Raw genomic sequence first — 13,780 nt, 5'->3', positions numbered from 1 at the left:
CCGGATACTCTCTCCGCAAGCGGGGAGAACGGCCTATGCCGTCCTCTTTGCAAGCCAACGGGACACTTGCACCAAATACCGCCTCTCACCCCTCGCCGAGCAAATCCAGCATCGCCCTCAGCGCCCGTGTCACATGCCGCTCGCCGTGATGCAGCGTCGAGAACGCCCGCGTCGGCATGACGAAATTGGCCACATGCAGCGCCCCGGCCAGCGAGTGAAACTCCGTCGCCCGGCTGGAAAGCACGGTGGCGAAAAGCCCTGCCTCGACGGCCGCGATCGCAGCCTCGTTGGACGGCATTTCGAGCACGACCGACAGCGCCTGCGGATCGATCCCGAGCCCCGAAAGATGCGCCTCGAAGGCTGCGCGTGTGCCCGATCCCGTCTCGCGCATGATCCATGAGGTCTCCAGCAGATCGTCCGGCAGCAACGGCCGCCCATCCGCCCAGCGATGCCGCCGCCCCACCACCAGCACCAGCCGGTCCTCCGCCACCGGTTGCCGGTGAAGCGCGGTCATCGGCACCTCGCCTTCGACGACCGCAATATCCGCCGCCCCCGAAAGCACCGCCTCGGCGGCGCTCTGCGTATTGCCGACCTTCAGCCGCAGGTCGACGCGTGGGAATCGCTCGTGATAGGTGACCAGCCGCGACGGCAGCCAGTAGCTTGCCACCGTCTGGCTGGCATGGATGCGCAACACGCCCGACGCCGAGCCGCCGAGATCGGCAAGAGCCAGTTCCGCCGCCCGCGCCCGTTCCAGCACGCCCCGCGCCTCCTCGGCAAACAGGCGGCCCGCCTCCGTCAGCGCGATCCTCCGACCGACGCGATCGAACAGAATGACCTGATGCCGCGCCTCCAGCGTCGAAACGGCGGCGCTCACCGCCGACTGCGTCAGATTGAGCGCCTCGGCCGCCCGCGTCACATGCTCCAGCCGCGCCACTTCAAGAAAAATCCGCAATTGCTCAAGCGTCACGACATCACCATTCGATTTTATCGAACGATATCACAAGACTTATCAATTGGATTTATTCTTTTTCAAATCGGAGAATGCCGTTCGAAAAACATCACCACTCTTGGAAATATCCGCATGTCGATCGTCAGCGAGCTGGAACGCATACACCCGACGCGGTCGCTTGTTCTCCGCCTCTGTCCGGGCCTGGCGCTCACCGCCGCCATTGCCGCCATGGCACTGACGATCCGCCAGGTGGCCGGCATAACGGCGCTCAGCCCCCTCATCCTGTCGATCGTCCTCGGCATGCTGGCCCGCAATATCTTCAAAGTCTCGCAGGCGACGGAAGCCGGCATCGCCTTCTCGCTCAAACCGGTGCTGCGCGGCGGCATCATCCTGCTCGGCATGCAGGTAACGCTGACGCAGATCCTCTCGCTCGGCACATCGGCGCTCGTCATCGTCGCGGTCACGCTGGCCGCCACCTTCGTCGCCATCCGCATCGTAGGCCGCACGCTCGGCGTCGACGCGCAACTGACCGATCTGATCGCCGCCGGCACGTCCGTCTGCGGCGCATCGGCGGTCATCGCCGCCAACACGGTGGTCAAGGCAAAGGACGAGCACGTCGCCTATGCGGTCGCCTGCGTTACCCTGTTCGGCACCTTGTCCATGCTGGCCTACCCGATGCTCGCCGCCCCCCTCAGTCTCGATCCGCGCGCCTACGGTCTGTGGACGGGCGTGACGATCCATGAAGTCGGCCAGGTCGTGGCCGCCGCATTCCAGGGCGGCGATATCGCCGGCCAGTTCGGCACCATTTCGAAACTTGCCCGCGTCGTCCTGCTGGCCCCCGTCGTCATGGCGCTGGCGCTCGCTGTGCGTTCAACGCCCGCCGGATCGGGCGGATCGGAAAGACGGTCCACGGTCGTCCCGTGGTTCGTCCTCGGCTTCATCGCCCTGATGCTCGTCAACAGCGCCGTCGCCATCCCCGAACAGGCGACCGCCGTCATCGTCACGCTGACGAATTTCCTGCTCGCCATGGCGCTCGCCGCCATGGGCCTGCAGGCCAATATGGGAAGGTTGAGGGCGCAAGGCTGGAGGCCACTGGCGCTCGGCGCATTCGGCTGGCTGTTCATCGCCGCCTTGGGCTACGCGATGCTGAAGATCACCGGATTCTGAGCGACCGGAGGCGGCGCACCCTGGGCGCGCCAAAACGCGACAGGCCGGCCCCTCCTCGGAGCCGCGCCCTCGCGGACGAAATCAGCAGGGCTTCGGCTGCGGCTGCACCGCTTCCTCATCCCGCACGGCATCGCTATGATACCAGCACGTATCGATTACCGAAAGCATCGGCTCGACCGACACGATCGGCGCCGTCAGGCCATTTTCCAGCCGACGTCGCTGCAAAAGCGGAAACTGAAAGATTTGCGCCGTTTCACGATGGATTCCTCTCATCCGATCGCCTCCTTTTGTTCATCACCAAATGAGCACACTGGCAAATATGCACATTTTTTAATCTCAATGACGCATTTTACATCATTTATATCCTACCCACCAGTGGAGATTGTAGGCAATTACGATTGCAATGCGCCACACTGCGTGAAGCCGGCCCAATCCGAAGGCATGCAGCAAGTTTTGAGGCATTTCCTTCGATCCGGCTTAAGCCAGCAGATTCAAGCGCTTTGATGCCGAAACATCATGCGCACCGCGGCGCACACGCACACTCTCATTATTTTTTTCGCCCGCAGCCGGGTCGTCGCGCGCAAACTGGCACGCCGCGTGCATTCTTCTGATCAAGCCCGGAGGATGGCTGGTTTCGGCCCCTTCCAGGATAACTCAACCATGAACACCACGGCCTGAGAGATAAAACATGACCAAGTATAAGCTCGAGTACATCTGGCTCGACGGTTACACCCCAGTTCCGAACCTGCGCGGCAAGACGCAGATCAAGGAATTCGACGCATTCCCGACGCTCGAGCAGCTGCCGCTCTGGGGCTTCGACGGTTCGTCGACCATGCAGGCTGAAGGCCGTTCGTCCGACTGCGTTCTGAAGCCGGTTGCGATCTATCCGGATCCGGCCCGCACCAACGGCGCGCTCGTCATGTGCGAAGTCATGATGCCGGATGGCGTCACGCCGCACTCGTCCAACAGCCGCGCAACCATCCTCGACGACGAAGATGCATGGTTCGGCTTCGAGCAGGAATACTTCTTTTACCAGGACGGCCGCCCGCTCGGCTTCCCGGAACAGGGTTATCCGGCTCCGCAGGGTCCGTACTACACCGGCGTCGGCTACAAGAACGTCGGTTCGGTTGCTCGCGAAATCGTTGAAGAGCACCTCGACCTGTGCCTCGAAGCCGGCATCAACCACGAAGGCATCAACGCCGAAGTGGCCAAGGGCCAGTGGGAATTCCAGATCTTCGGCAAGGGCTCCAAGCGCGCCGCCGACCAGATCTGGATGGCACGTTACCTCCTGCTCCGCCTTTGCGAACAGTACGGCATCGACGTCGAATTCCACTGCAAGCCGCTCGGCGACACCGACTGGAACGGCTCGGGCATGCACTGCAACTTCTCGACCAAGTACATGCGCGAAGTTGGCGGCAAGGAATATTTTGAAGCGCTCATGGCGCAGTTCAAGACCAACCTGCAGGCTCACATCGACGTTTACGGCCCGGACAACCACCTGCGTCTGACCGGCAAGCACGAAACGGCTCCGTGGAACGAGTTCTCCTACGGCGTTGCTGACCGTGGCGCGTCGATCCGCGTCCCGCACTCCTTCGTCAACAACGGCTACAAGGGTTACCTCGAAGACCGTCGTCCGAACTCGCAGGGCTGCCCCTACCAGATCGCTTCCCAGGTTCTGAAGACGATCTCGGAAGTCCCGACTGCAAAGTCGGCTGCTGCCTGATCAAAGTCCTCCCAAGGATAAACGGAAACGCCGGCTTCAAGCCGGCGTTTTTCGTTTGTGGGGTGGATTGATGGATTGCACCCGAAAAATTCCCTCACCAACAAAATCTGGCGCTTGGCTGACGCTAGGATGCTGAGTTTGCATCCTCTTCCACAAGAGGAGAGGTAGAGCATCGCGGGTGCGGCACGGGCATCTCTCCCCTTGCAGGAGAGAAAGCGATTTCAACATCTTAGCCGAAGGCTAAGTGTTGGAAATCGCAAGTGAGGGGATCGGCCTTGTCTCCATGTCCCATGACTGTGCACATGCCTACCGTGCCCTGAGCCCATCCATGAACAGCTGCTCCAGGTGCCGTGCGGCGTCTTCGAACCGTCCCTCGCCGGCTTGGTCCTGCCCCAGCACCGCCCGCACCTGTACATCGAAATCGGCATAATGCTGCGTCGTCGCCCAGATCGAGAAGATCAGGTGATAGGGATCGCATTTGCCGATCTTGCCGGCGCGAGACCAAGCCCGGATGACCTGCGCCTTCTCGTCGACCAGCGCCTTCAAAGGCCCCTTCAGCTCGTCCTCGATATGCGGCGCACCCTGCAGGATCTCGTTGGCGAACAGCCGGCTTTCGCGCGGGAAATCCCGCGCCATTTCCAGCTTGCGACGAATATAGGAGCGGATCTCCGCTTCCGGGTTCCCCGCCGCATCGAAGGCCTGCAACGGCTCCAGCCATGTCGTCAGGACCCGGTCGATCAACTGCCGGTGGACTGCCTCCTTGGTGCGAAAATAATAGAGCAGGTTGGGCTTCGACATCCCCGCCGCATCGGCAATCTGGTCGATCGTCGAACCACGGAAACCGCTGGCGGAAAACACGTCGAGCGCCGCCTCGAGGATGCGCTCTTCCTTCTCTTCCTGTATCCGCGTTCGCCGCTGCGTCTTCGCAGCCCTCGGGATCGCCATGCGCCCTCACACCTCGCCTGAACCTGCCGGCTAAAAACCTGAAAACAACGCCGCCCGCAACGATTTTCAGCTTGAGTGACGCGGCGGAAATTGTAAGCTTTTACCAAGAGGTCAAATTATCGGCGACAAGCATAACAAACGCAATGCCGATCTTCCGCAGCGGGGCGCACCACGCCTTGGAGCCTGCGGACGAGACCATGGGAACGACAGGCATGCTGCCGGCCAACCGGCAGTACACTAGCATGAAGGATGATGACGATGCTTGCAGCACCGGGCGAGAACTTGCGCGTCAATGGCGACCGTTTGTGGGACATGCTCATGGACATGGCGAAGATCGGCCCCGGCATTGCCGGCGGCAACAACCGCCAGACGCTGACCGACGAGGATGGCGAGGGCCGCCATCTCTTCAAGCGCTGGTGCGAGGACGCCGGCATGACGGTGGGCGTCGACCGGATGGGCACGATGTTTGCGACGAGGCCCGGCACCGATCCGGATGCGCTTCCCGTCTATATCGGCTCCCATCTCGACACCCAGCCGACCGGCGGCAAGTTCGACGGCGTGCTCGGCGTTCTGGCGGGGCTGGAAGTCGTCCGATCGATGAACGATCTCGGCATCAGGACGAAACACCCGATCGTCGTCACCAACTGGGCGAATGAGGAAGGCGCGCGCTTTGCCCCCGCCATGCTGGCCTCCGGCGTCTTCGCCGGCATCCATTCGCTGGATTATGCCTATGGCCGCAAGGACCCGGACGGCAAGACCTATGGCGACGAGCTGAAGCGCATCGGCTGGCTGGGCGAGGAAGAGGTCGGCGCAAGAAAGATGCACGCCTATTTCGAATACCACATCGAGCAGGGGCCGATCCTCGAGGCCGAGGAAAAGCAGATCGGCGTCGTCACCCATTGCCAGGGCCTCTGGTGGCTGGAATTCACCCTCACCGGCAAGGAAGCCCATACCGGCTCCACCCCCATGAGCCGCCGCGTCAATGTCGGCCTTGCCATGGGCCGCATCCTCGAAGTCGTTCAGGACGTGGCGATGGCCGAGCAGCCGGATGCCGTCGCCGGCGTCGGCCAGGCCTTCTTCACCCCCAATTCCCGCAATGTGCTGCCCGGCAAGGTCGTCTTCACCGTCGACATGCGCACGCCCTCCCAGGACAAGCTCGACCGCATGCGCGCCAAGATCGAGGCCGGCGCAAAGGATGTCTGCGAAAAACTCGGCGTCGGCTGCGAAGTCGAAGCGGTCGGCCATTTCGACCCGATCACCTTCGACCCGACGCTTGTCGGCCGCGTCCGCGATGCCGCAGACCGCCTCGGTTACAGCCACAGGGATATCGTCTCCGGCGCCGGCCACGACGCCTGCTGGGCGGCAAAAGTCGCCCCCGCCACGATGATCTTCTGCCCCTGCGTCGACGGCCTCTCGCACAACGAGGCCGAGGAGATTTCCAAAGACTGGGCTGCCGCCGGCTGCGACGTGCTCTTCCATGCCGTGGTCGAGACCGCGGAGATTGTGGAGTGACAATGCACCCGCTATACTTGAAGCCGATCGCCCCGGTGGAGCATGGCCAATGTCGCCAGCAACGGAAAATCTCGTCCTCGAACATCTTCGCGCCATTCGTGCGACGCTCGACCGTTTGTCGGACGACATGCAGGAGGTCAAAAAGCGCATCGGTGCCCTTGAGCATCAGTACGCCATCATCTCCACAAGGCTCGACCGGATGGACGAGCGTGTCCTGCGCATCGAAAAACGCCTCGAACTCGCAGAAGCTTGAGACAAGACCACACGAACGAAGACGATCCAGCCCCTAAGGCCTCCAGCCTTGGGTGAATGATGCGGCATGGGCTACGGGCACGACCACACATCGATCGGCACCGGCCCCACCCTTGCCGCCGAACCGGGAGACAATGAAGACGTGAAGATCGCCGGACGCGATCCTGAAGTAATATCGAGCAGCAATTTCCGTTAACAGGAGTGCCCCATGGGACGTCCCACGCAGCTGTCGAAGGAGGAACGCGAAGATCTCATCCGCCGCGGCTACCGCCCTGTCGAGATCTGGGTGCCTGACGTCGAGAGCCAAGCCTACAGGCAGGATGCCGCCCGCCAGGCGCGCGCCTCCGTCGAGGCCGACCGTCAGGCAGGCCTCGACGAACTCGTCGATCCGGGCGCTGCCGAGGATTGGGACAAGCCGTGAAACTGACACGAGGCGACATGGTAACGGCCGCGTTTCACGGAGACCTCGGCAAGCCCAGGCCGGCCGTCATCGTCCACGCCGACGAGTTCATCGCCGACCACGTCACGCTTGTTCTTTGCCCGCTGACCACATTTCTTGCCAATTCGCCCGCGTTCCGCCCGACCATCCAGCCAACCGCCGCAAACGGCCTGAACGCCGTCTCGCAAATCATGGTCGACAAGATCACCCACCTGCGGAAATCGGCAATCGCCGAGGTGATAGGCCACCTAGATGACGACGAGATGCTGATGCTCGATGCAGCCATCATCACCATTACCGGCCTCCGCCAGGCCGTCATGCCGATAACGAGGACCAGATAAAAAGGGGAACACCATGGCCACGGTCATCAGAAACGGAACCATCGTAACCGCCGACCTAACCTACGCCGCCGATGTGAAGATCGACGGCGGAAAGATCGTCGAGATCGGCCCGAACCTGTCGGCCGAAACGGTTCTCGATGCGACCGGCTGTTACGTCATGCCCGGCGGCATCGATCCGCATGTGCATCTCGAAATGCCCTTCATGGGCACCTATTCGGCGGACGATTTCGATAGCGGCACCCGTGCCGCCCTTGCCGGCGGCACCACCATGGTCGTCGATTTCTGCCTGCCTGATCCCGGCCAGTCGCTGCTCGATGCGCTCAAACGCTGGGACAACAAGGCCACCCGCGCCCATTGCGACTATTCCTTCCACATGGCGATCACCTGGTGGGGTGAACAGGTGTTCAACGAGATGAAGGCCGTCGTGCGCAATCACGGCATCAACACGTTCAAGCATTTCATGGCCTACAAGGGCGCGCTGATGGTCAATGACGACGAGATGTTCGCGTCCTTCTCCCGCTGCGCCGAACTGGGCGCGCTGCCCCTCGTCCATGCCGAAAACGGCGATATCGTCGCCGCCATGCAGCAGAAGCTGATGGATGAGGGTAATGACGGACCCGAAGCGCACGCCTATTCGCGCCCCGCCGAAGTCGAGGGCGAGGCCACCAACCGCGCAATCATCATCGCCGACATGGCGGGCGTGCCGCTCTATGTCGTCCACACATCCTGCGAACAGGCGCATGAGGCGATCCGCAGGGCGCGGCAGAACGGCATGCGCGTCTATGGCGAACCGCTGATCCAGCACCTGACGCTCGATGAAAGCGAGTATTTCGACAAGGACTGGGATCATTCGGCCCGTCGCGTCATGTCGCCCCCCTTCCGCAACAGGCAGCATCAGGACAGTCTCTGGGCCGGCCTCGCCTCCGGCTCGCTGCAGGTCGTGGCAACGGATCACTGCGCCTTCACCACCGCCCAGAAGCGCACGGGCCTGGGCGATTTCCGCAAGATCCCCAACGGCACCGGCGGCCTTGAAGACCGCCTGCCCATGCTCTGGACCCACGGCGTTGAAACCGGCCGCATCACCATGAACGAATTCGTCGCCGTCACCTCCACCAACATCGCCAAGATCCTCAACCTCTACCCGAGAAAGGGGGCGATCCTGGTGGGTGCCGATGCCGATATCGTCGTCCTCGACCCGAAGAAATCGAAGACCATCGCGGCCAAAACCCAGCAGTCGGCAATCGATTACAACGTCTTCGAGGGCCGCGAAGTCAACGGCCTGCCGCGCTACACGCTGACCAGAGGCGTCGTCGCCGTCGAGGACGGCACGCTGAAAAGCCGCGAAGGCCACGGCCAGTTCGTCGCCCGAGAACCCTTCCCCGCCGTCAACAGGGCGCTCTCCACCTGGAAGGAACTGACCGCCCCGAGAAAGGTCGAACGCACCGGCATCCCGGCAAGCGGTGTGTAAATCCAAGATGACCGATATGCCCTTCTCCGTTGTCTCCGCCCGCAATCTCGGCCTTACCTTCGAGACCAATGACGGCCCGGTCCATGCTCTGTCGAATGTCGATCTCGAGGTAAAAAAAGGCGATTTCGTCTCCTTCATCGGCCCGTCCGGCTGCGGCAAGACGACCTTTCTGCGCGTCATCGCCGATCTCGAAAGCGCCACGTCGGGAGAGATCACCGTCAACGGCATGACGCCGGAAGAGGCGCGCAAGGCGCGCTCCTACGGCTATGTCTTCCAGGCGCCGGCGCTCTATCCATGGCGCACGATCGAAAATAACATCGCCCTGCCGCTCGAAATCATGAACTATTCGGCGGCCGAAAAGAAAGCCCGTATCGAGCGCACCCTCGATCTCGTCAACCTTGCGGGCTTCGGCAAGAAATACCCGTGGCAGCTGTCCGGCGGCATGCAGCAACGCGCCTCGATCGCCCGCGCCCTCGCCTTCGATGCCGATCTTCTTCTGATGGACGAACCCTTCGGCGCACTCGACGAGATCGTCCGCGACCACCTGAACGAGCAGCTCCTGAAACTCTGGGGCCGCACCCAGAAAACCATCTGCTTCGTCACCCACTCCATTCCGGAAGCCGTCTACCTCTCGACGAAAATCGTCGTCATGTCCCCTCGCCCCGGCCGGGTGACGGACATCATCACCTCCACCCTTCCCCGCGAACGTCCGCTGGAAATCCGCGAAACCCCGGAATTCCTCGCGATCGCGCATCGGGTACGGGAAGGTCTGCGGGCGGGGCATAGCTATGAGGAATAGGTCCGCAATAGCAGGAAAATCCCCCTCCGGCCTGCCGGTCATCTCCCCCAAAACGGGGGAGATGACTTGCCGCCATCGCCTGCCTCGATTGAGCAGCAGCGGCGATGCTGGGTCATGCCCTCCCCCTTGTGGAGGTTCGCAAGGACGGATCGAGACCCATGGCTCGATCCCGGTCGATCGGGAGGCGACCTTCTTGTCAGCCGCTCCCCCGCGGGCGCGCCGGGATAGAAAAACGACTTACTTATCGAGAGGAATGAACATGCCGCATTCCAACATCGATGCAATAACCCGCACCCGCGCAAAACGCCTGCATCGTCAACTCACCAAAGCCGAAGCCGCCATGTGGAACATGCTGCACGACCTTCGCCCATCGGGTGCCTGTTTCCGCCGCGAATCGGACCTTGGCCGAAAGCATGACCTGAAACGCCATGCGTTCATGCCTGCCGAAGGTTTTACCATTCCAAGGTTCGAAAATTTCCAGGTTCTCGGCGGACCCGACCACGTCTTCATCACGATCGAGCAGCTCGTCTCGCCATTTTTTCGCAAGGAAACGGCTCGATGAACCCGGCCTTCCTCTTCTGGCTTACCGCCGCGATGGCCGTCTTCCTTGCCGCGGCCACCGCCTCGCGCGCCTATATCTCTACCAGCAACATGCTCCTGCTACTGTTGTCGCTGGCGCTCTACTGCGTCGGCAATCTGATGATGGTGAAGCTGATGCGCGAGGGCGGGCTGGGGCTCGCCATTTCGGTTTCCGCCATAGCCCAGCTTCTGCTTATCAACGTCATCGCCTTCGCCGTCTTCGGCGAACGCCTCACCGCAACGCAGCTGGCCGGCGTCGGCCTCGGCCTCGCGGCCATGGTGCTGATGCTGTTTCCGGTCGGAGCGAAAAGCTGATGCACAAGGAAACCTTACTGCGCCACCGCATCCTCCCCGTCGCCACCATCCTCGCCGCCATTCTCGCCCTCTGGTATGTTGGCGCCCACCTGATGAACGCGCCCTTCCAGCGCGATCTCGACCGCCGCGCCAACGTCACCTCCACGGCGTCGGAATTCTTCGCGAAAACCATGTCGCAGCCGAAGCCGATCCTGCCGGCGCCGCATCAGGTCGCGCAAAATGTCTACGAGAACACGCTCCTGCGCCGCGTCACCTCCAACCGCAGCCTCGTCTATCACGCCTGGGTCACGCTCTCCTCGACGCTGGTCGGCTTCTCGCTCGGCACCGTGCTCGGCATCCTGATCGCCATCGGCATCGTCCATGTGAAGGCGCTGGAGCGCAGCCTCATGCCGTGGATCATCGCCTCGCAGATGGTGCCGATCCTCGCCATCGCCCCGATGGTCATCGTCGTGCTCGGCGCCATCGGCGTCAGCGGGCTTCTGCCCAAGGCGCTGATCTCCACCTATCTCTCCTTCTTCCCCGTTGCCGTCGGCATGGTGAAGGGCCTGCGCTCGCCCGAACTCATCCAGCTCGATCTGATGCGCACCTATCATGCCAGCGCCGCGCAAACCTTCTTCAAGCTGCGCGCCCCCGCCTCCGTCCCCTTCCTGTTTGCCTCGATGAAGGTTGCGGTCGCAGCCAGCCTCGTCGGCGCCATCGTCGGCGAATTGCCGACCGGCGCCGTCGCCGGCATCGGCTCGAAACTGCTCGCCGGCGCCTATTACAGCCAGACGATCGACATCTGGGCCGCCCTCGTCGCCGGCTCGGTTTTGGCCGCATTGCTGGTCGCCATCGTCGCCGCCCTCGGCAGGCTGACGGAGCGGGCAATGGGTGCGAAACCGGAAAGGAGCGCGGCATGACCGCCACCACGCTCATGCGCGCCTGGCAAAGCGTCGTCGCCCTCGCGCTCGCGCTCGCAGCCCTTGCCATCCTGCCGCCGCTCCAGCCGGATGCGCCGATCCCCTTCAGCCTGATGCGAACGTTTTCCGTCTTCACGCTCACCATCGGCGCGGCGATCGTCTCGCTCCTGCCGCTCCCCGGCCTCTTCCTCGCGGCAACGCTCTTTATCTGCTGTCATCTGGCAACCGGTCTGATGATCGCAAGGCTCACCGGCAACGAGGGCGCCGCCGCAACCGGCTTCGTCCTGCTGGTCGCCGCCAACTGGCTGCTCGCCTGGCGCTGCGTCAGCCTTCTCTCCGCGCTCCGCCCGAAATCGTCGCTCGCAGATGCGCTGCTGCGCCTCCTCATCCCGGCCATCTTCGGCGTCTGGATATTGATCCTCTGGGAAGCACTCACCCGCGGCTTCGGCGTGCCCTTCATCCTTTTGCCGCCGCCATCCGCCATCGGCGCACGCATCGCCGTCTCAATCCCCACCCTCTTGGCAGATGTGCAGCAGACGGTGCTGAAAGCCGTGCTCGCCGGATATATTCTCGGCAGCGTCCTGGGCTTTGCCACCGCCATCCTGGCGGATCGCATCGACTTCTTCCGCCGCGGCCTGCTGCCGATCGCCAATCTCATGTCGGCGCTCCCCATCATCGGCGTCGCCCCGGTCATGGTCATGTGGTTCGGCTTCGACTGGCAGTCCAAGGCCGCCGTCGTCACCATCATGACCTTCTTTCCCATGCTGGTGAACACGATTGCCGGCCTGTCCGCCGCCGGCGCCATGGAACGCGACCTGATGCGCTCCTACGCGTCGGATTACCGGCAGACGCTGATCAAGCTGCGCCTGCCCGCCGCCATGCCCTTCATCTTCAACGCGCTGAAGATCAACTCGACTTTGGCGCTGATCGGCGCGATCGTGGCGGAATTCTTCGGTACGCCCATCGTTGGCATGGGTTTCCGCATATCGACCGAGATAGGCCGCATGAATGTCGACATGGTCTGGGCCGAAATCGCGGTTGCAGCGCTGGTCGGATCGATCTTTTATGGTGTGGTGGCGCTCGCGGAACGCGCAACGACATTCTGGCATCCGTCTAACCGTGGGGGTTAGACGCAACGAACCGCCCGCGTAACATCGTAAACGGCGGAAACACAGAGGGTAACGGCAATGAACAGGATCATGAAGGCATTGATGGCCTCCGCCATCGGCACCACCATGGCGCTTTCAGCGGCGCAGGCAATGGCAGCTGACCAGATCACGCTCCAGCTCAAATGGGTGGCGCAAGGGCAGTTCGGCGGCTATTTCGTCGCCAAGGACAAGGGCTTCTACGAAGAGGAAGGCCTCGACGTGACGATCAAGCCGGGCGGCCCGGACATCGCGCCCGAACAGGTCATCGCCGGCGGCGGCGCCGATGTCGTCGTCGCCTGGATGGGCGGCGCGCTGGTGGCGCGTGAAAAGGGCGTGGCCCTCGTCAACATCGCCCAGCCCTTCCAGAAATCCGGCCTGCAGCTGATTTGCCCCAAGGACGGGCCGGTCAAGACGGAAGCCGATTTCAAGGGCAAGACCCTCGGCGTCTGGTTCTTCGGCAACGAATATCCGTTCTTCGCCTGGATGAACAAGCTCGGCCTGTCGACCGAAGGCGGCGCCGATGGCGTCACGGTCCTCAAGCAGAGCTTCGACGTCCAGCCGCTGGTACAGAAACAGGCCGATTGCATCTCGGTCATGACCTATAACGAATACTGGCAGGCGATCGACGCCGGCTTCAAGCCGGAAGACCTGACGGTCTTCAACTACACGGCACTCGGCAACGACCTTCTCGAAGACGGCCTCTATGTCACGGAGGACAAGCTCAAGGACCCGGCCTTCAAGGAAAACATGGTCAAGTTCGTCCGCGCTTCGATGAAGGGCTGGAAATACGCCATGGACAATCCGGATGAGGCCGCCGAAATCGTCATGGACAATGGCGGCCAGGACGAGAACCACCAGAAGCGGATGATGGGCGAAGTCGCCAAGCTGATCGGCGATGGCAAGCTCGACATGGCGACCTACGAGCGCACGGTGAAGGCGCTGACCGACCAGAAGATCATCGCCAAGGCCCCGGAGGGTGCCTATACGGCGGACATCACCACCGAGGCACTGAAATAACCCTGCAATACACCTCTTCGATAATTAGGATGCCCGGCGCTTTCGTCGGGCATTTTTTTGCCATCACGTCGTGGCATCGATCCATCGAAGACCGGATTGATCGCTGCGCCGCGAACACGTAAAAGTAGCCGCGAGGGCTGCCGCGGCATTTTCGACCATCCGTCGATATGCCTGTCGCAACCGGCCTTCGGCGCGCGTCATACAGGGAGGAAGTATGGCGGGCGCAT

17 protein-coding genes are annotated in these 13,780 nt (G+C 62.4%); 14 read left to right on the top strand and 3 right to left on the bottom strand.

Annotated features, from left to right (window positions below; translation table 11 throughout):
* Positions 1 to 85: 85 nt before the first annotated feature.
* Positions 86 to 967 carry a LysR substrate-binding domain-containing protein gene (locus AC0JZ4_RS11015; RefSeq protein ID WP_471886418.1) on the bottom strand — a complete coding sequence of 294 codons (882 nt, stop codon included), beginning with the start codon at positions 965 to 967 and terminating at the stop codon, positions 86 to 88.
* A gap of 114 nt (positions 968 to 1,081) precedes the next feature.
* On the opposite strand from AC0JZ4_RS11015, the gene AC0JZ4_RS11010 reads away from it, so the two are divergent.
* Positions 1,082 to 2,116 (top strand): YeiH family protein, encoded by a 1,035-nt coding sequence (locus AC0JZ4_RS11010; protein ID WP_471886417.1) that lies wholly within the window; start codon positions 1,082 to 1,084, stop codon positions 2,114 to 2,116.
* 81 nt (positions 2,117 to 2,197) lie between these two features.
* Here AC0JZ4_RS11010 and AC0JZ4_RS11005 read toward each other — a convergent pair whose 3' ends face one another.
* The gene (locus tag AC0JZ4_RS11005) at positions 2,198 to 2,389 is read right to left on the bottom strand and encodes a DUF2735 domain-containing protein (RefSeq protein ID WP_471886416.1); all 192 of its coding nucleotides are present in this window, start codon (positions 2,387 to 2,389) and stop codon (positions 2,198 to 2,200) included.
* A gap of 415 nt (positions 2,390 to 2,804) precedes the next feature.
* On the opposite strand from AC0JZ4_RS11005, the gene AC0JZ4_RS11000 reads away from it, so the two are divergent.
* The gene (locus AC0JZ4_RS11000) at positions 2,805 to 3,839 is read left to right on the top strand and encodes a glutamine synthetase beta-grasp domain-containing protein (RefSeq protein WP_471886415.1); all 1,035 of its coding nucleotides are present in this window, start codon (positions 2,805 to 2,807) and stop codon (positions 3,837 to 3,839) included.
* A 306-nt stretch (positions 3,840 to 4,145) separates the two neighbouring features.
* On the opposite strand, the gene AC0JZ4_RS10995 is transcribed toward AC0JZ4_RS11000, so the two are convergent.
* A complete protein-coding gene (locus AC0JZ4_RS10995; protein ID WP_471886414.1) occupies positions 4,146 to 4,784 on the bottom strand; it encodes a TetR family transcriptional regulator C-terminal domain-containing protein in 639 nt (212 codons plus the stop codon).
* A 258-nt stretch (positions 4,785 to 5,042) separates the two neighbouring features.
* On the opposite strand from AC0JZ4_RS10995, the gene AC0JZ4_RS10990 reads away from it, so the two are divergent.
* The 12 genes from AC0JZ4_RS10990 to AC0JZ4_RS10935 all read left to right on the top strand — a co-directional run bounded on the left by AC0JZ4_RS10990 (position 5,043) and on the right by AC0JZ4_RS10935 (position 13,553).
* Complete coding sequence (locus AC0JZ4_RS10990) at positions 5,043 to 6,296, top strand: Zn-dependent hydrolase (protein ID WP_471886413.1); 1,254 nt, start codon at positions 5,043 to 5,045, stop codon at positions 6,294 to 6,296.
* Positions 6,297 to 6,345: 49 nt separating this feature from the next.
* Entirely contained in the window at positions 6,346 to 6,549 is a 204-nt protein-coding gene (locus tag AC0JZ4_RS10985) for a hypothetical protein (RefSeq protein ID WP_471886412.1), read from the top strand.
* A gap of 66 nt (positions 6,550 to 6,615) precedes the next feature.
* Positions 6,616 to 6,744, top strand: a complete 129-nt coding sequence (locus AC0JZ4_RS10980; protein ID WP_471886411.1) for a hypothetical protein — start codon at positions 6,616 to 6,618, stop codon at positions 6,742 to 6,744.
* Between the two features lie 12 nt (positions 6,745 to 6,756).
* On the top strand, positions 6,757 to 6,969 hold the full coding sequence (locus AC0JZ4_RS10975; RefSeq protein WP_471886410.1) for an antitoxin MazE-like protein: 213 nt from the start codon (positions 6,757 to 6,759) through the stop codon (positions 6,967 to 6,969).
* Complete coding sequence (locus tag AC0JZ4_RS10970; protein WP_471886409.1) at positions 6,966 to 7,328, top strand: type II toxin-antitoxin system PemK/MazF family toxin; 363 nt, start codon at positions 6,966 to 6,968, stop codon at positions 7,326 to 7,328. The genes AC0JZ4_RS10975 and AC0JZ4_RS10970 overlap by 4 nt, the downstream gene beginning before the upstream one ends.
* 13 nt (positions 7,329 to 7,341) lie before the next feature.
* Complete coding sequence (gene hydA, locus AC0JZ4_RS10965; RefSeq protein ID WP_471886408.1) at positions 7,342 to 8,796, top strand: dihydropyrimidinase; 1,455 nt, start codon at positions 7,342 to 7,344, stop codon at positions 8,794 to 8,796.
* A gap of 7 nt (positions 8,797 to 8,803) precedes the next feature.
* Positions 8,804 to 9,595, top strand: a complete 792-nt coding sequence (locus tag AC0JZ4_RS10960; RefSeq protein WP_471886407.1) for an ABC transporter ATP-binding protein — start codon at positions 8,804 to 8,806, stop codon at positions 9,593 to 9,595.
* Between the two features lie 193 nt (positions 9,596 to 9,788).
* Positions 9,789 to 10,157 carry a hypothetical protein gene (locus tag AC0JZ4_RS10955; RefSeq protein ID WP_471886406.1) on the top strand — a complete coding sequence of 123 codons (369 nt, stop codon included), beginning with the start codon at positions 9,789 to 9,791 and terminating at the stop codon, positions 10,155 to 10,157.
* The gene (locus AC0JZ4_RS10950; RefSeq protein ID WP_471886405.1) at positions 10,154 to 10,489 is read left to right on the top strand and encodes a hypothetical protein; all 336 of its coding nucleotides are present in this window, start codon (positions 10,154 to 10,156) and stop codon (positions 10,487 to 10,489) included. Before AC0JZ4_RS10955 ends, AC0JZ4_RS10950 begins: the two co-directional genes overlap by 4 nt.
* Positions 10,489 to 11,388: an ABC transporter permease gene (locus AC0JZ4_RS10945; RefSeq protein WP_471886404.1), complete on the top strand. Its 900-nt coding sequence runs from the start codon at positions 10,489 to 10,491 to the stop codon at positions 11,386 to 11,388. The genes AC0JZ4_RS10950 and AC0JZ4_RS10945 overlap by 1 nt, the downstream gene beginning before the upstream one ends.
* Complete coding sequence (locus AC0JZ4_RS10940) at positions 11,385 to 12,518, top strand: ABC transporter permease (protein WP_471886403.1); 1,134 nt, start codon at positions 11,385 to 11,387, stop codon at positions 12,516 to 12,518. The genes AC0JZ4_RS10945 and AC0JZ4_RS10940 overlap by 4 nt, the downstream gene beginning before the upstream one ends.
* A 69-nt stretch (positions 12,519 to 12,587) precedes the next feature.
* Positions 12,588 to 13,553 carry an ABC transporter substrate-binding protein gene (locus tag AC0JZ4_RS10935; protein WP_471887862.1) on the top strand — a complete coding sequence of 322 codons (966 nt, stop codon included), beginning with the start codon at positions 12,588 to 12,590 and terminating at the stop codon, positions 13,551 to 13,553.
* Positions 13,554 to 13,780 lie beyond the last annotated feature (227 nt).

Source organism: [Rhizobium] kunmingense (assembly GCF_977018605.1).
Note: the sequence above shows the minus strand (reverse complement) of the source record. Positions and strands in the feature narration are given on the sequence as shown.